Source organism: Pseudomonas wadenswilerensis (assembly GCF_024749185.1).
Lineage (GTDB): Bacteria > Pseudomonadota > Gammaproteobacteria > Pseudomonadales > Pseudomonadaceae > Aquipseudomonas > Aquipseudomonas wadenswilerensis.
In genome coordinates this window covers 4,049,901-4,066,429 of record NZ_CP087191.1, presented here as the reverse complement: position 1 = coordinate 4,066,429, position 16,529 = coordinate 4,049,901, and the positions used below count along the sequence as shown (strand labels likewise).

The 16,529-nt window shown below is 65.6% G+C and carries 13 protein-coding genes; all 13 read right to left on the bottom strand.

The window, feature by feature from the left end; all coding sequences use genetic code 11:
- Positions 1 to 6 precede the first annotated feature (6 nt).
- Entirely contained in the window at positions 7 to 600 is a 594-nt protein-coding gene (locus LOY45_RS18555) for a glutathione S-transferase (RefSeq protein WP_258578149.1), read from the bottom strand.
- The gene (locus LOY45_RS18550) at positions 597 to 4,244 is read right to left on the bottom strand and encodes an AAA family ATPase (RefSeq protein ID WP_258578148.1); all 3,648 of its coding nucleotides are present in this window, start codon (positions 4,242 to 4,244) and stop codon (positions 597 to 599) included. Before LOY45_RS18550 ends, LOY45_RS18555 begins: the two co-directional genes overlap by 4 nt.
- Positions 4,241 to 5,482, bottom strand: a complete 1,242-nt coding sequence (locus tag LOY45_RS18545; RefSeq protein WP_115086009.1) for an exonuclease SbcCD subunit D C-terminal domain-containing protein — start codon at positions 5,480 to 5,482, stop codon at positions 4,241 to 4,243. The genes LOY45_RS18550 and LOY45_RS18545 overlap by 4 nt, the downstream gene beginning before the upstream one ends.
- A 51-nt stretch (positions 5,483 to 5,533) precedes the next feature.
- A complete protein-coding gene (locus LOY45_RS18540) occupies positions 5,534 to 7,159 on the bottom strand; it encodes a BatD family protein (protein ID WP_115086010.1) in 1,626 nt (541 codons plus the stop codon).
- Positions 7,156 to 8,877 carry a VWA domain-containing protein gene (locus LOY45_RS18535; protein ID WP_258578147.1) on the bottom strand — a complete coding sequence of 574 codons (1,722 nt, stop codon included), beginning with the start codon at positions 8,875 to 8,877 and terminating at the stop codon, positions 7,156 to 7,158. Before LOY45_RS18535 ends, LOY45_RS18540 begins: the two co-directional genes overlap by 4 nt.
- Complete coding sequence (locus tag LOY45_RS18530) at positions 8,874 to 9,950, bottom strand: vWA domain-containing protein (RefSeq protein ID WP_115086012.1); 1,077 nt, start codon at positions 9,948 to 9,950, stop codon at positions 8,874 to 8,876. The genes LOY45_RS18535 and LOY45_RS18530 overlap by 4 nt, the downstream gene beginning before the upstream one ends.
- Positions 9,943 to 10,437, bottom strand: a complete 495-nt coding sequence (locus tag LOY45_RS18525) for a DUF4381 domain-containing protein (RefSeq protein ID WP_115086013.1) — start codon at positions 10,435 to 10,437, stop codon at positions 9,943 to 9,945. Before LOY45_RS18525 ends, LOY45_RS18530 begins: the two co-directional genes overlap by 8 nt.
- Positions 10,434 to 11,378 carry a DUF58 domain-containing protein gene (locus tag LOY45_RS18520; protein ID WP_115086014.1) on the bottom strand — a complete coding sequence of 315 codons (945 nt, stop codon included), beginning with the start codon at positions 11,376 to 11,378 and terminating at the stop codon, positions 10,434 to 10,436. Before LOY45_RS18520 ends, LOY45_RS18525 begins: the two co-directional genes overlap by 4 nt.
- Before the next feature lie 4 nt (positions 11,379 to 11,382).
- Entirely contained in the window at positions 11,383 to 12,342 is a 960-nt protein-coding gene (locus LOY45_RS18515) for an AAA family ATPase (protein ID WP_115086015.1), read from the bottom strand.
- Between the two features lie 237 nt (positions 12,343 to 12,579).
- The gene (locus LOY45_RS18510) at positions 12,580 to 13,908 is read right to left on the bottom strand and encodes an MFS transporter (protein ID WP_115086016.1); all 1,329 of its coding nucleotides are present in this window, start codon (positions 13,906 to 13,908) and stop codon (positions 12,580 to 12,582) included.
- 45 nt (positions 13,909 to 13,953) lie between these two features.
- Positions 13,954 to 15,147 (bottom strand): L-2-hydroxyglutarate oxidase, encoded by a 1,194-nt coding sequence (gene lhgO / locus LOY45_RS18505; protein WP_258578146.1) that lies wholly within the window; start codon positions 15,145 to 15,147, stop codon positions 13,954 to 13,956.
- Positions 15,148 to 15,255: 108 nt separating this feature from the next.
- Positions 15,256 to 15,966, bottom strand: a complete 711-nt coding sequence (locus LOY45_RS18500; RefSeq protein ID WP_134061857.1) for a FadR/GntR family transcriptional regulator — start codon at positions 15,964 to 15,966, stop codon at positions 15,256 to 15,258.
- 75 nt (positions 15,967 to 16,041) lie between these two features.
- Positions 16,042 to 16,395 carry a hypothetical protein gene (locus tag LOY45_RS18495; protein WP_258578145.1) on the bottom strand — a complete coding sequence of 118 codons (354 nt, stop codon included), beginning with the start codon at positions 16,393 to 16,395 and terminating at the stop codon, positions 16,042 to 16,044.
- Positions 16,396 to 16,529: the final 134 nt, after the last annotated feature.

The window sequence follows — 16,529 nt, the reverse complement described above, 5'->3', positions numbered from 1 at the left end:
ATGGGTTCAACGCGCCATGATCGCCTTGAACAATGCCGACTCCAGCCAGCCCTGCAACCATGCCCGCAAGTGCGGGTAGGGCGCTTGGGCGAACCACTCAGGCTCCACCCCGGCGAACTGGCGCATCAATGGCAGCAATGCCGCGTCCGCCAGGCTTGGATGATCAGCGAACAGGTACGCCTGCTGCGCCAGTCGTTCATCCAGCTCGGCCAACCAGCTTTCGGCCTGTGCCCGGTACTCTTCACGTGAGTGCTGCGGGTAGCGTTCAGCATATTTGTACAGATTGACCTGCGCCTTGAACTCGCGATCATTGCGTTCGATCAGCGTATCGGCGGCCTGGGCCGCCTGCGGGTCGGCCGCGAGTTGCCAGTCCTGCGGATCATGCCGGGCCAGGGCCCAGCGCATGATATCCAGGCTTTCCTCCAGCACCCGCTCACCTGTACTCAACACCGGCACTGTGCCCTTGGGTGAAAGTGCCAGCAGCTCGGCCGGCTTGGCCTTGAGGCTGACTTCGCGGACCTCCACCGGGCACTGGGCATAACGCAGGGCCAGGCGCGCACGCATGGCCCAGGGGCAGCGACGGAACGAGTAGAGGATCATCCGCTGACCTCCACCGTACTCAGGCCATTGCCCTGGCGGCGAACCTGGATCTGCACCGGAATGCGCTCGTGCATCTCCTGCACGTGGGAAATCACCGCGACCTTGCGGCCCTGGGCCTGCAAGCCATCGAGGGCGTCCATGGCCAGTTGCAGCGATTCGGGGTCGAGGCTGCCGAAACCTTCGTCGATAAACAGCGATTCGATGCGCAGGGTGCTCGAAGCCATCGACGCCAGGCCCAAGGCCAGGGCCAGCGAAACCAGGAAAGTTTCACCGCCCGACAGTGAATGCACCGAGCGCAGCTCATCACCCATTTCCGTATCCAGCACCAACAGGCCGAGCAGGCTGCCACCACGCTTGAGCCGGTAGCGCCGGGCCAGCTGGCGCAACTGGGCGTTGGCGTGGTGCACCAGCAGGTCGAGGTTGTAGCCCTGGGCAATCTTGCGGAAGGTGTCGCCGGTGGCCGAGCCGATCAGGGCGTTGAGCCGTGCCCAGCGCTGCCACTCGCTGTAGGCACCGGCGATCTGATCGGCCAGGGCCTGGTGCGCCAGTTGCCGGCGCTGGTCTTCGGCCTGGGCGGCACGCAGTTCGGCGCAGCTCTGTTCGCTGGCCGCCAGTTGCAGCTGCAGGCTGGCGAAGTCCTGTTCCAACGCTTCGCTGGTGAGTTCGGCATTGCCCTGGGCCTGGTGTTGATCCAGGCGCTGCTGGCGCTCCTGCAGCAGGGTACGGGCCTGTTCGATGGCTTTTTCTGCGTCCTGCAGCCCTTGGCGCAGTTGCGCCATGGCGTTGTCGTCGAAGGCCAGTAACTGCTCCAGGCCGCTGTCGTCCAGCTCCGGATGGCCCTGGCGCCACTGTTCGATCTGGCCGCGAACCTCATGGTGTTCCTGCTCCAGCGCGCTCAGGCGTTCGCCCTTGGCCTTGAGCTCGGCAGTCAGTTCGATCAACTGCGCCTGGGTATCCTGCAACTGCTGGCCTGCCTGGGCTTCGGCCTGGCGCGCGTGCTCCACGGCCTGGTCCAGATGCTGCTGCCAGTGTTCGGCGCCGGCCTGCTCGCCGAGCAAGCTGGCGAGGCTGTCGCGGCTGAGTTGATGTTGGCGTTCCAGGTCGCTGAACTGCTGTTGCAATTCTTCCTGCTTCTGAACCCGTGCCTGCTGCTGCAGCTGGGCCTTGTCCAGCTTTTGCTGGCGCTCGCCGTGCTCCTGCTGTTCGTCCTTTTGCCGTTGCAGCAGGTCCAGGCGCAGGGCCAGTTGCTGGTCCAGGCGCATGAAGGCGGCAGCTGGCTCCTGGCGCAGGTCATCGAGAACTTCGGTTGGCAACAGGGTGGCGAAACTGGCCAGTTCCTGCTCCAGGCGTTCTTCGTCACTGGCCAGCGCCGTTTGCTGCTGGCTCAGGTGCTGGTTGGCCTGCTGGCTGGCGTCTTGGGCTGCCTGCAATTGCTGTTGCAGGCGGCTGGCGTCTTTTTGCAGGGTCAGCAGGGCGTTCTGGCGCTGTTCGTCACGACTGATGTCGTGGTTCAGGTTGCGTGCCTGCAAGTCCAGCCAGGCGCTGCGCTGGCTGGCGTCCTGGTCGGCCAGCGACGGGTACAGCGGGTGCGCTTCGAGGCTGGGCAGCAACGCGTGTTGCTGGTTGCCCAGTTGTTCCTGCTGGTGCAGGTATTCCTTGATCTGGCCGTTGACGCCACCCAGTTGAGTGCGCAGTTCATCGAGCTGTTTCTTCAGCTCGTCGACCATTTGCTGCGCGTTGGCTTCTTCGTTCTGGTCGTGGCGGCCGAGGCTTTGCAGCAGGGCTTCGGGCTGATGATAAGGGTGCTCCTGGCTACCGCACACGGGGCAGGGCTGGTCATCCTGCAGCTGCGCGCGCAGCTCTTCGACGCTCTGGCTGCGGGCCAGGCGCTGGCGTTCGAGCAACTGGCGGGTCACATTCAGCGCCTGCTCGGCGGCGGTCAGCTGGTTCTTGCCATTGAGGCCTTCGCCGATCAACTGCTCGCGCTGCTTCAGGGCCGCTTGCTGGCGTTCGCGCAAGGCTTGCAGGCGCAGTTCGAGGTCCTGCTGGTTGCCCCACAGCCGGCTCAGTTCTTCGACCTGGCGCTGTTGCTGGCGGTTTTTCTGCAGCAGCTCGCCGAGCAGGCCGATCTGTTCGGCCAGGGCTTGGGGTTCTGCCTCGGCTTCGCGGTAGAGCAGGGCCAGGGCGGCGCGCTGCTCCTCAAGCTGGGCACTGGCCTGACTGGCGCGTTGCTGCAGGCCGGGCAGCTCGGCACGGCCCTGGTTGAGGCGGTTGCCCAGCTGCATCAGTTGTTGCAGGCGGTCGCGATAGGCACTCCAGGCTTCACTCAGCCCGGCCAGCGGCGCGCTTTGTGCGAGCTGTTCGCTGATCTGCTGCAGGCGCTCTTCGTTCAGGCGTTGCTGTTCATTGAGGCTCAGCAGCTGGTGCTGGCCTTCGGCACTGGCCTGATCGGCCTGTTGCTTGAGCGTCGAGCTATGGGCCAGTTCCTGTTGCAGGCGGGCCAGGGTGTTCTGCTCGGCAAAGGCCTGGCGCACCAACGGCGCGCTTTCGGTTTGTTGTGCCAGGGCCTGGGCGAGGGCTGTGTGGGCCTTGCCCAGGTCGTCCTGCAGTTGCTGCTGGTGGCCATGCAACAGGTCATGCTGCTGGCGCTGCGCGGCTATGCTCTCGGCCAGCGGGCTGAGCTGGGCATTGAGCGCCTGCTGGCGGGCAAACTGGTGACGCTGCGGCGCCAGCTGTTCCAGCCGCGCGAGTTTCAGCCGCTCGCTGTGCAGGCTGTCGTTGTGCTGCTGGGCACTGTGCAGTTGCGCCGTGCTGGTCTGCACCTGTTCCTGCAGTTGCAACAGCTCGGTGAGCCAGCTGCGCTGCTGTTCAAGCTGGCGCAGTTGCGCCTGTTCGGCCTTGAACCGATCGAGGGCCCCGCTGTAGCGCTGGTCGAGTTCGGCGCGGGCCTCGGCGGCCATGGGCATCACGCCGCTGGCCTGGTCCTGCAGGGCCTTGTGCGCCTCTTCGGCTTCCTTGCTCTTGCTGTAGGCGCGGCGGCCCAGCTGGCTGTAGATCGCCGTGTTGGTAAGCTTTTCCAGCAGCTCGCTGCGCTCTTTGTCATCGGCCTTGAGGAAGGCGCTGAACTCGCTCTGGGCCAGCATCACCGCACGGGTGAACTGTTCGAAGTTCAGGCCCAGGCGCGACTCGATCAGTTGCTTGTATTCGGCCTTGCTCTGGTTGCTCAGCAGCTGGTCGCTGTCCAGGTCATGCAGGCTCTGACGGCTGCCTTGCAGCTTGCCGTTGGCCTTGTCGCGGGCGCGGTTGGTTTCCCAGCGGGCGCGGTAGCGCCGGCCGTCGATGCCGACGAAATCCACCTCGGCAAAGCCGCTGCCCGAACCCCGACGCAGCAAGGTGCGCGGGTCGCTGGTGAGGATGTCGCTGTCGACCTCCGGCAGCTTGGTCTCGCGGCCGATGTTGTTCAGCCGCGGCACGGCGCCGAACAGCGCCAGGCACAGGGCGTCGAGCAGGGTGCTCTTGCCGGCGCCGGTGGGCCCGGTGATGGCGAACAGGCCGGCGCTGGCCAGCGGCTCGGCGGTGAAGTCGATTTCGATCGGGCCTTCCAGGGAGGCCAGGTTCTTCAGGCGGATGGCGAGAATCTTCATGGCTGTTCTTCCTCCTGCTGGACGTCCTGCAGCAACAAGGCAAAGTCGGCCAGGGTCTGTTCATCGACAACATTGCCATAGGCCTGCTCCCAGGCGCGGCTGAACAGCTCGTGCGGGGTCAGTTGGCCCAGTTCCAGCAAGTCGGCGCTGCCGTCATCTTCGCTGCGGCCGTTGCCGGCATATTCGGCAGCGATGCGCACCAGGCGCACGGCCTTGCCGTGCAGGGCGCCTTCGAGCTGGGCGCGCAGGTCGGGCAGGGGCTCGTCCAGGCGTACGCGGATCTCCAGCCAGGGTTGGCGCTGCGGATCGTCCAGCAGGTCGACTACCGGCAGCTCGGCCAGTTGCTCAAGTACTTCGGCCAGCGGTGCCGGGCCCAGCCGTTGCAGGTGCACGGCGCGCGGCACCAGGCGCGATTCGACGCTGGCCAGGTTGGCGCCGTCGAGTTCGATTTCGAGGATCTGGTGTTGATAGCCGATTTCCGAGAACGACAGCGGGATTGGCGAACCGCTGTATCGGATGCGCTCCTCCCGGTTGACCTTCTGCGGCTTGTGCAGGTGGCCGAGGGCGACGTAGCTGATCTGCGGAGCGAACAGGCGTGCCGGCAGGGCTTCGGCGTTGCCGATGATCAGGCTGCGTTCGGAGTCTTCCGAGACCGAGCCACCGGCCATGTGCGCGTGGCTCACGGCAATCAGCGCCTGACCGGCCTTGCGCCGTTGCAGGGCGGCGGCGATGAGTTTTTCGTGGACCTGGGCGATGCCCCGCAGGTAGTCATCGCCCAGGTGTGCGCCGGTGACTTCCGCCGGGCGCAGGAACGGCAGCGCCAGGCACCAGGCGGCGACCTTGCCCTTGGCGTTGGTCAGCGGAATCAACAGGCGTTCGCTGTCCAGTTCACCTTCATCCAGCCATTGCACGCGGCCCAGGGCGTAGGTGCGCAGGCGGCGCATCAGCGGCGCCGGCAGTTCGATGCGCGAGCCGGAGTCGTGGTTGCCGGCGATCATCACGATGTTCAGCTTGGGCTGCTGTTCGTGGGCCTGGACGATGAAGTCGTAGAGCCGCTCCTGGGCTTTGACCGGCGGATTGACGGTGTCGAAGATGTCGCCGGCAATCAGCAGGGCATCGGGCTGGCGCAGCTTGAGCTGGCCGAGCAGCCAATCGAGAAAACAGGCGTGTTCGAAATCGCGTTCCTGGCCGTGCAGGGTTTGACCCAGGTGCCAGTCGGAGGTGTGAAACAGACGCATGAAGGGTTCCGCAATGTGCCGGCGTGGCGCCCGGGGTGCCACGCCTGGAGGTTATTTGGGGTACAGCGGCGGCAAGCTGCCGTTCTCGCTTTGCGCAGGCTGAACCTGCTCGGCGGCCGGGATGGTGCCAATGGCCCGCCATAATTCTTCACCTTGCCAATATTGCCCGCTTTCGCTGTACAGCGCGCCGTTGAGGCCATCGAGGGCATCGGACAACGGCACGAAACGCGCGGCCATTTCGGCCAGGGTTTCCGGTTGCTGGCGTGCCCAGGCATCCAGGGCCTGGCGCGTGGCTTGGGGGTCGTTGGCCTGGCACGCGCGCTTGAGGTCATCAAGCAAGGTGCGCGGGCTCGGCCCGGTTTGCGCCGCTCGCAGCACCGCCGGTTGCGAGCGCGCCCGCCACCACAGGGCAAAACCCAGCAGGGTGGTCAGGGCCAGTACCAGGGTACTCAGCTGCCAGGGCCAGAGCAGGTAGGTTTGCACCGTAACCGGGTCGACGCTGGCCGGCTTGTCGGCGCTCAGCGCCGGGTTGTCCTCGATCTGCAGGCTCCGGGCCGGCAGGTTGCTGCGTTCCAGGTGATCTTCGCGGGTGTTCCACCAGACCACTTCCTGGCTCGGCAGTTCCAGCCTGCCGCTGTGGGTCGGCACCAGCGCTTCGCGCTCTTCACGCACCCCGAGCAGGCCGCGGTCGTTGACCTGGTTGCGCAGTTGCGGCTGGTCCGGGTAGCGGCGCAGGCCGGTCACTTCGGTGCCGGGCAGCGGCGGCAGCTGGGCGCTGGACAAGCCCTCGGCCTGAAGGATCACGGTGCGGGTCAGCGAGTCGCCGATTTGTGTCTGCTGCTGCGCCGGGTCCGGGCTCCAGTGTTCTTCCAGGGTCAGGCTGTTGGCCGGCAGCCAGGGCGCGTTGGCCGGGTAGTCGGCCGGGATCGGGTCGACCGTCAGCACCAGCGGCGTCGAGCCGACCTGCACCTGCTTGCCGGCGCGCGGGCTGTTGGGCTCCTGCTCGGCGTCGCTCTGCGCGGCGGTGGCGCTGAAGGTCAGGGCGGGGATTTTCAGGTCGCCGCTTTGCTGGGGGTAGATCGCGTAGCGCATCTCGATCACGCCGTGGCGCACGCCGTCGATGACTTTCTCGAAGGTGCGCGATTCGCCCAGCGGCTCGACCTTGGCGTTGTCCAGCTGCAGCGGGCTGAGGCTGCTGTCGTCGTACAGTGGCACCGAGTGATAGATGCTCAGGGTCAGCACCGCCTGGGCCTGCACGTAGACCTCCGGCTGGTCGAGGCTGGCGTCGATGAACACCGGGCCATGGTTTTCGCTGCTGACCTCGTTGGCCTGGATCTGCAGGCTGATCGGCTGGCTGCGCACTTCGCCCAGCTGCAGGGCGGGAATTTCCACGCTGCCGCTCTGGCGCGGCAGCAGGGTGATGATCCAGCGGGTGTTGGCGCTGTTCTCGTCAAGGCTGTTGAGGCTGTTGACCTGGCGTGTGCCACGGACCTCGAAATTGGCCTCCAGTGGCGTCAGGTCGGGTTTGCCGAACTGAGTCACGTCCTGGGTCTCGAGGGTCAGCTCAAGGGTTTCGCCGGCATTCAGGCGTGTGCGGTCGACACTGGCGAGCAGCGCCGCAGCCTGTACCTGCAAGGCGAGAAAGAGGCTGAAGACCAGGACGCAGACGCGACTCATCGATGGGTTTCCTGATGTTGTTGCTGTTCATACCAGAATTTACGCCGCAACAGCTCGGCCGGGTTGTCCGGGATCTGTCGCAGCCATTGTTCCAGGGCCTGGCGCTGTTCGGCGTCGAGGCTGCTGTCGGCCGGGCGCTGGGGCGGCCGGGTGGTGTCATCGTCGTCAGCGCCGCTGGCCTGGTTCTGTGCCTGCTCGTTGGCGTTGTCCTCAGGTTTGCCAGCTTCATCGGCCGCGTCCGCTGGTTTTGCCGCGGCCTGGTCCTGGGCGTTCTGCGAGCTGCTGGCAGTGTCGCTGCTGCTGTCGGGATTGCTCTGCTGGTCATCTTCAGGCGGCTGTTCGGGCGCTTGTTCGCCCTGGCGTTGTTGCAGCAACTGTTCGACCAGCACCTTGTTGGCCAGCGCCGGTTGCAGTTCCGGTTGGCGCTCCAGGGCCTGCTCGTAGGCATCCAGCGCCGCTTCCAGTTCACCGCTACGGGCCAGGGCATTGCCGCGATTGTAATGGTCGGCGGCGCGGTTGCCCTGGGCGAACTGGCGGGCGGCGCCGTTGAAATCGCCGGCCTCATACAGCGCCAGGCCTTTCCACTGCGGGTCTTCGAAATGCCGCGCAGCCTCGGCCGGACGCTGCTGTTCAAGCAGGCGCTGGCCTTGCTGGTCGGGGCGCAGCCACAGGTCGTTGAACTCGAACGCGTAGCTGGGCTGCGGCACGGCCAGCAGCAACGGCAAGCAGAACAACCAGCCGCGGCGGCCGGCGCAAGCGGCCAGTAGCAACAGTGGCAGCAACAGCCAGTAGCCCTGGTCGGCCCAGCTGTCGAGCTGCACGGTCTGGCCATCGTCACGCAGGCCGTGCGGGTTGTCGAACAGGCGCAGGCCACGCAGGTCGAGGTCGTCGATGCGGGCACTGCGGTAGCGGCCACCGGTGCTGTTGATAAAGGCCTTGAGGCTGGCGCTGTCGAGCCGCGGCAGGAGGATCCCGCCCTGATCGTCCTTGAGGTACTCGCCATTGGCCTGTCTGACCGGCGCACCCTCGGCGCTACCGACGCCGAGCATCAGCAGGCTCGGGCCCTGGCGGCCGAGGGCCTGGACGATGCCCTGCCGCTCCTGGGCCTCGAGCGCGGAGCCGATCAACAGCAGCCGACCCTGGCCCAATCCGGCCTGGGCGAGCAGGGCCAGGCCCTTGCGCACGGCCAGATCGGCGCGCTGGCCGGCTTGCGGCATGATCGAGGGTTCCAGGGCTTCGAGCAGGTTGCGGCTGGTGGCCAGGTCGTCGGACAGCGGCACCAGAGTGTGGGCGCTGCCGGCATAGACGATGATTGCGGTCTGGCTGTCGCGGCGGTGCTCGAGCAGGTCGAGGATCTTGCGCCGGGCTTGCTCCAGGCGGGTTGGCGCGGCATCGTCGGCGAGCATCTGCGGGGTCAGCTCAAGCAGGATCACCAGCGGGTCGGCCGGGCGCTGGCGGGTGTCTTCCAGGCGCTGCCAGCTTGGCCCGATCAGGGCCAGTACGGTGATCAACCAGGCCAGGCCAAGGGCGATCCACGGCAGTTTGCTGTCGCGGCCGCTGCCGCCACCCAGCAGCACGGCATGAAAGGCCGGCGGCAGGATCATCTGCCAGCGCCCGGCGCGTTTCTGTCGGTGCCAGAGCTTCCAGAGCAGCCAGGCCAGCAGCGGCAGGATGATCAGCCACAGCGGGCGCAGCCATTGCGGCCACAGTTCGCTCATCGCCGCCTCCTCAGGCGCAGCCGCTGCAAGCGCTGGCGCCATTCCGGGTGCGGCTGCAAAAAGCGCGGGCGGCGCAGCAGGCGCTGTAGCAGGTTGTCAGGCCATTGCTGCTCGATCACCAGCAGCACGCTCAGCAACAGGGCCAGGGCCAGCGGCCAGCCGTACAGCGGCTGGGCGGTGCGCGCCTGGGTCGGCTGCTGGGCCACCGGCTCCAGGCGGTCGAGGGCTTCGCCGATGGCATGGAGTTCTTCGCCGTCGTGGGCGCGGAAGTAGCTGCCGCCGGTCAGCTCGGCGATTTCCTTGAGCGAGGCTTCGTCCAGGTCCAGGCTCGGGTTGATGCCCAATAGCCCGGCGGTACCGGTTTGCTCCGGATCAGCACCGATGCCGATGGTGTAGATACGCACGTTTTCCTGGGCGGCCAGACGCGCCGCAGTCAGCGGATGGATCTGCCCGCCATTGTTGGCGCCGTCGGTGACCAGCACCAGCACCCGGCTCTGCGCCGGGCGCTGGCGCAGGCGCTTGAGGCCCAGGCCGATGGCGTCGCCGATGGCGGTGTTCTTGCCGGCAATGCCGATTTGCGCTTCGTCGAGGAAGGTGCGCACGGTACGCCGGTCGAAGGTCAGTGGCGCTTGCAGGTAGGCCTGGCTGCCGAATAGGATCAGGCCGACACGGTCGCCCTGGCGCTGTTCGAGAAAGTCGCCGAGCAGGGCCTTGACCAGGGTCAGGCGGCTGACGTCGTCGCCTTGCCACTGCATGTCGGGAAAGTCCATGGAGCCGGATACATCCACCGCCACCAGCAGGTCGCGGCCACTGGCGGCCACCGGCAACGGCTCGCCCAGCCATTGCGGGCGGGCGGCGGCGAACAGCAATAACAGCCAGACCAGCACGAACGGTGCCTGTTGGCGCCAGGTCGGCAGGTTCAGGCGCGCACGGCGGCCGGCCAGGCCTTCGAGCTCATCGAGAAAGCTGACCTTGAGCACCGGCTCACCGCTGTCGGCGGCAGGCAGCAGCAGGCGCGCCAGCCAGGGCAGCGGCAACAGTACGAAGATCCACGGCCAGGCCAGTTCAAACATGTTTGCGGATCCAGGTTTCGACCGACTGGTTAAGCCCGTTGATGGCTTTGTCGTCGAGTTTGCATTCGGGCTTGTAGGCGCCTTCGACCAGCACCATCCAGCGCGTCAGGCCGGCGGCCGGGCAGCGGTTATCCAGAAACGCCAGCCATTGGCGGCCGTTGAGGGTATGGCTGTGGCTGCCCGGGTAATGGTTGCGACACAGGCGCTTGAGCAGGGCGTTGATCTGCTGCAGCCAGGCGCCGGCCGGGGCGCCGTCGTAGGGTTTGGGCAGGCGCGCGAGCTCGGCCAGGGCCTCGATGCGCACCGGGTCCAGGGGCAGTTCGGCGCGCACGATGGGCTTTTTGCCCGGGCGCCAATGGCGCAGGCGCCACAGGCCCCAGCCCAGCAACGGCAGCAGTAACAGCAGCGCCCACCAGCCCGGGGCCAGCGGCCACCAGCCGATCGGTGCCGGGGTGATCAACGGCTGCAACTGATCGAGCGGGTTCACGAGGTTTTCCCCGGACGTTGCGCGTTGAGGTACTCGCGCAGTTGCTCGATCATCTCGCTCTGGGTGCTCAGTGGCATCAGCACCACCCGCAGCTTTTGCGCCAGCAGTTCCCAGCGCTCGATACGCGCTTCGCTTTGCTGGCGGTAGCTCTTGCGCAGGGTCGGGTCGAGGGTGTCGAGTTCCAGTTGCGCACCGCGCTGGGCAAAGCGCAGCAGGCCGGCGGCGGGCAGGGCGTGGTCGAGCGGGTCGGACAGCGGCAACAGCAGCAGGTCGCAATGGCGCGAAAGCAGGCTCAGCTGTTGTTCGACCGCAGGCGTCAGCGCCCGCTCGTCGCAGATGATGATCGCCAGGCTGCCCGGGCGCAGTACTTCGCGGGCGCGGCGCAGGGCGATGCCAAGGCTGTCGGCCTGGGGTACGGCTTCGGTATGCAGCGACTGGTTGACCCGCGCCAGGCGATTGAGCAGTTGCAGCAGGCTCTGCTTGCTGCGCCGTGGCTTGATCTCGTAGTGCTCGTTGTCGCCGAACACCAGGCCGCCTATGCGGTCGTTATGGCCCAGGGCGGCCCAGCCGATCAAGGCGGCGGCCTGGGCGGCGAGCACCGACTTGAACATCAGCCCGGAGCCGAAGAACAGGCGCTGGCTCTGTTCGACGAGGATGAAGATCGGCCGTTCGCGTTCCTCATGGAACAGCTTGGTGTGCGGCTCCTGGGTGCGCGCGGTCACCCGCCAGTCGATGTTGCGCACATCGTCGCCGGCCTGGTAGACCCGCACCTGATCGAAATCGACCCCGCGCCCGCGCAGTTTCGAGTGGTGCAGTCCTACCAGAGGGCTGCGCTGGCCGGGCCGGGAGAACAGCTGCACTTCGCGCACGCGATGACGCATCTCGATCAACTCGGCGAGGCTGATGCGGATTCCGGGCGCGGCCAGCAGGCGATTGGGCATGGGTTCAGGCGACGGCGACGACGTCGAGGATGCGCTGGATCACCCGGTCCTGGTCAATCCCGGCGGCCTCGGCCTCGAAGGAAAGAATGATGCGGTGGCGCAGCACGTCGAACAGCACCGCCTGGATGTCTTCGGGGCTGACGAAGTCGCGCCCGGCCAGCCAGGCATGGGCCCGCGCGCAGCGGTCGAGGGCAATCGAGCCACGGGGGCTGGCGCCGTATGCGATCCAGTCGGCCAGCTCCAGGTCGTACTTGGCCGGGGTGCGGGTGGCCATGACCAGTTGCACCAGGTACTCCTCCACCGCATCGGCCATGTACAGGCCGAGGATTTCCTTGCGCGCGGCAAAAATCGCTTGCTGGCTGACCCGGCGCTCCGGCTTGGTCTCGCCGTTCAGGGCCTCGCCGCGGGCCTGCAGGAGGATGCGGCGCTCCACGGCGGCGTCCGGGAAGCCGATCTTGACGTGCATGAGGAAGCGATCGAGCTGGGCTTCGGGCAGTGGGTAGGTGCCTTCCTGCTCGATCGGGTTTTGCGTGGCCATTACCAGGAACAACGGCGACAGCTCGTAGGTACTGCGCCCGACGCTGACCTGGCGCTCGGCCATGGCTTCGAGCAGCGCCGACTGGACCTTGGCCGGGGCGCGGTTGATTTCATCGGCCAGCACCAGGTTGTGGAAGATCGGTCCCTGCTGGAACACGAAGCTGCCGGTTTCCGGGCGATAGATTTCGGTGCCGGTGATGTCGGCCGGGAGCAGGTCGGGGGTGAACTGGATACGATGGAACTCGGCTTCGACACCTTCGGCCAGTTCCTTGATGGCCTTGGTCTTGGCCAGGCCCGGGGCGCCTTCGACCAGCATGTGGCCGTCGGCGAGAAGCACGATGAGCAAGCGCTCGACGAGTTTTTCCTGGCCCAGGATCTGGGTTGAAAGAAAGGTGCGCAGCGCGATCAGCGCCTCACGGTGTTCCATCGTTGAAGGTTCCTGGGAAAAAGCCAGGGCGTGCGGCGTAAAAGCACCCGGGCGGGGGCTGATACTTTAATGCATCCGGAGGGCTGGCGACTAACGGCAGCAGGGAAATTTGTTCAAATCGCAAAGTCAGGGGCTGCTGCGCAGCCCATCGTCGGCAACGCCAACTCCCACAGGGATCGCGCTGACCCTGTGGGAGCTGGCGTTGCCAGCGATGCAAGGCAGAGCCTTGCCGGTCACTCAGTTCTTGAAGCTGGAATGCTTGCGCCCCTGGTCACACAGGGCAAACACCACCACCAATACCGCTGCCACCACCAGGATCAGCGCCACGCCATCAGTGGAGTGGGTCGCCGAGTTGGCCACCAGCGCCAGGCCACCCAGCGGTGCCAGGCCGCCAGCCACGGCCGTGCCGATCTCGCGCCCGGTGCCAAAGCCCGAAGAGCGGGTCTGGGTCGGGAACTGGCGGCTGAGGAACGAGCCCTGAGGGGCGAACATCATCGGTGCGAGGATGCCGGTACCGATGGCAATCGCCAGGTAGATCATCATCGGCTCGCCAGTGTTGAGCAGGGCCAGGAACGGGTAGGCGAACAGCACCGAGAACAGCCCGCCGAACATCAACACGGTCTTGCTGCTCCATTTGTCGCACAGCCAGCCGAAGAACGGCACGGCAATGATGGCCACCAGGCTGGCGATGGTCACCGACAGCGAGGTGACATGGGCTTCGACGCCCTTGTACTGGGTCAGGTAGGCCAGCGAGAAGGTCTTGAAGATGTAGCTCAGGGCGTTGTAGCCGATGGCCACGAAGAACACCACGGCCAGGCCCTTGAGGTCGTTGCGAAACAGCAGCTTGAGCGGCGATACCTGCTCCTTGGCCGGGGTTTTGTCGAGCTCTTTGAAGTCCGGGGTTTCCGGGATGCTTTTGCGCACCCAGAGGCCGACGCCGACCAGCACGATGCTGCAGATGAACGGGATGCGCCAGCCGCCGGAAAGCAGGAACTCGTTGCCGTTCATGGTCAGCAGGTAGACGGTCAGCGACGACAGCAGCAGGCCCAGGTTCAGCCCCAGCGCCGGCCAGGCGCCCTGGCTGCCGCGCTTGCCTTCGCTGGCGTGTTCATAGGAGGTCACCGCTGCGCCAGACAGCTCGGCGCCGGCGCCCAGGCCCTGGATGATGCGCACCAGCACGAGGATGATCGGCGCCCAGATGCCGATCGAGGCGTAGCTGGGGATCAGGCCGATCAGGGTGGTGCACACGCCCATCATGCAGAAGGTGATGACCAGCACCTGCTTGCGCCCGAAACGGTCGCCCAGGTAGCCGAACAACACGCCGCCGAAGGGCCGGGCGATAAAGCCAATGGCGAAGGTGGAAAACGCCAGCAGCGAGGCCACCGCCGGGTTGCTCGGGTCGAAGAAGATCTTCGAGAAGACGATTGCTGCCATGGTCGCGTACAGGTAGAAATCGTACCACTCCAGCATCGAGCCGAAGATGGTCGCGGCGGCGACCTTGCGCAGGCGTTTGCGTTTCTGTTCCGGGGTTTCGGTCGCGGCCGTGGCCGCCTCATGTACCGACATGTGAGGTTTCCTTTTTTGTCTTTGTAGTTAGGTGTGCAGCAGGATTCAGCGGGCCTTGAAAATTCTTTCGGCGATCATCTGGCCGATCGGGATGGCCGAGGTGGCCGCCGGCGACGGTGCATTGCAGACGTGCACCATGCGCGGGGTCTCGGCGAACAGGAAGTCATGCACCAGGGTGCCGTCGCGCATCACCGCCTGGGCGCGGATGCCGGCTTCATAGGGCTGCAGGTCTTCAACATTCAGCGATGGGCAGTATTTGCGGCATTGCTCCAGGTAGCCGCTTTTGAACAGCGAGTTCTTCATCTCGGCAGTGCCGGAGCCGAGGTTGTTCCAGATGGTTTTCCAGAACCCCGGGAAGCGCGCGTATTCGGCCACGTCGCGCCAGTTCACCGAGAACTTGCGGTAGTTTTCCCGGCCCAGGCCCAGTACGGCGTTGGGCCCGACGGTAACGCTGCCGTCGATCATCCGCGTCAGGTGCACGCCAAGAAACGGCAGCTCCGGGTCGGGGATCGGGTAGATCAGGTGGTTGACGATGTCGTTCTTGGTCGATGGCAGGCGGAAGTATTCGCCGCGAAAGGGGATGATCTGGTGGTCGATCTTGACCCCGGCCAGGGCTGCCAGGCGGTCCGATTGCAGGCCGGCGCAGGCCACCAGCTGGCGGGCGCTCCAGACCTTGTCGTCGCTGCTGATGGTGACCTTGTCGGCGGTCTCGACGATGGCCCGCACGGTGGTCTGCAGCTGTACTTCGCCGCCGAACCTCTGGATGACCCGGGCCATGGCTTCGCAGACCTGCTTGTAGTCGACGATACCGGTGGCATCGAGGAACAGGCCGCCGAGGCCGACGATGTTCGGCTCGCGCCGTTGCAGTTCCTTGGCATCCAGCTGTTCGACCTTCAGGCCGTTCTGCTGCGAACGCTCATAGAGGGCGTGCATGCGCTCGACTTCCAGCGGCGTGGAAGCCACCAGCAGCTTGCCGCAGACGTCGAACTTGATCTGGTGTTCGGTGCAGAACTCCTTGGTGGCCTGGGCACCGCGCTTGCACAGGTCGGCCTTGAGGCTGCCCGGGGCGTAGTAGATCCCCGCGTGGATCACGCCACTGTTATGCCCAGTCTGGTGTTTGGCCAGGCTGCTTTCTTTTTCGAGAATCAGCAAGGATGCGCCCGGTTGGCGCTCCAGCAGGGCCATGGCGGTGGCGAGGCCGACGATGCCGCCGCCGATGATGCAGTAGTCGTAGATCATGCAGGTGTCACCTTGGCGTGTTCTTATCAGAGAGTCTGCTTATCAGGTTGTCAGACTAAGTAGGTCAAACAAAAGGGCGCCATGCAGCAGCGCCCGCTTATAGGGGGGTCAGTCGATACTCGGCAGGTCCAGTTTCAGGCGTTTGGCCGAGGCCCGCAGGTGTGCTTCGGCGCAGGCTGCGGCGGCAAGCCGGTCGCCATCGGCGATGGCCTGGTACAGCGCCTGGTGCTCGCGGTGGGCATCGGCCGAACCGCCCACCGAATGCGCCGCGGAGTTTTCCCAGGCGGTGCGACGAGCGGCGGCCAGTTGTCCACGCAGAAAATCATGGAAGGCGACGAAATAATCGTTCTTGCTGGCTTCGGTGATGGCGCGGTGAAACTCGACATCGGCGGCGGCTGCCACGGCAAAGTCGCTGCGCTTGTCGAGCATCTCCTGCAGGGCCTTGCTCATGCGCGCAAGGTCGGCGGCGTCACGGCGCTGGGCGGCCACCGAGGCGGCCTGGGTCTCGATCCACAGGCGCACTTCGAACATCTGCACCAGGTCCGGGCTGCGGCCTTGCGCTGAAGGGAAGCGGAATACCGTGCCGGTCGGGGTTTGTGAAATGTACGAACCCAGGCCGCGGCGGGCGATCAGCACTCCGTCAGCCTTGAGCTGGGCCACGGCCTCGCGCACCACCGAGCGGCTGACGTTCAATTGCTCGGCCAGTTGCTGTTCGGTGGGCAGGCGCGATTCGGCTGCCAGGCGACCGGAATCGATTTCGGCGCGGATGGCACCGACAACCCGTTCAACCAGGGTGTCGGGGCGCTGAAGCTCAAGCATGAGGGGTGGCTCATTAATCAGGTTGTCAGACAATGCCTTTTGCAGCGGTTCCTTGTCAAGAAACCGCGTGGGCGATTACAGCTCGCTGACGTAGGTGCCGGTGCCCTTGAGGATGTTCTGCAGGGTTTCTTCGACTTCGGCAAGGTCGGTGCCGTCGGAAGTCAGGGTAATCTCCAGGTGATCGTCGCCTTTGAACACATCGGCATCGCCTGGCGCCACTTCGATCAGCAAACGCTTGGCGCTGAGGCTGACCTTGAGGCCGTCGAGGGTGCTTGGCTCGTCATCCAGGGTGATGTCCACCGTGTCTTCGTCCGGATAGCGCGTCATGAGGAACATCTGGCCCTTGTCGCTGTGGCAGCACAGGGTAGCCATGTTGTCTTCTTCATCATCGCAGGGGGTGGCGAAGAGCAGGGCGGTCTTGAATTGCATGAGCAGCTCGATCAATAAGTTGAAACACGATTCTGCCAGTCTTCGGCCGCTGGATAAACGTGCGGTTTCACCTCAATGACCGAATATGTCGCAGCACCGCAAGCAGGGGCGGGCGGGCACTCGTTAAGCTGCGC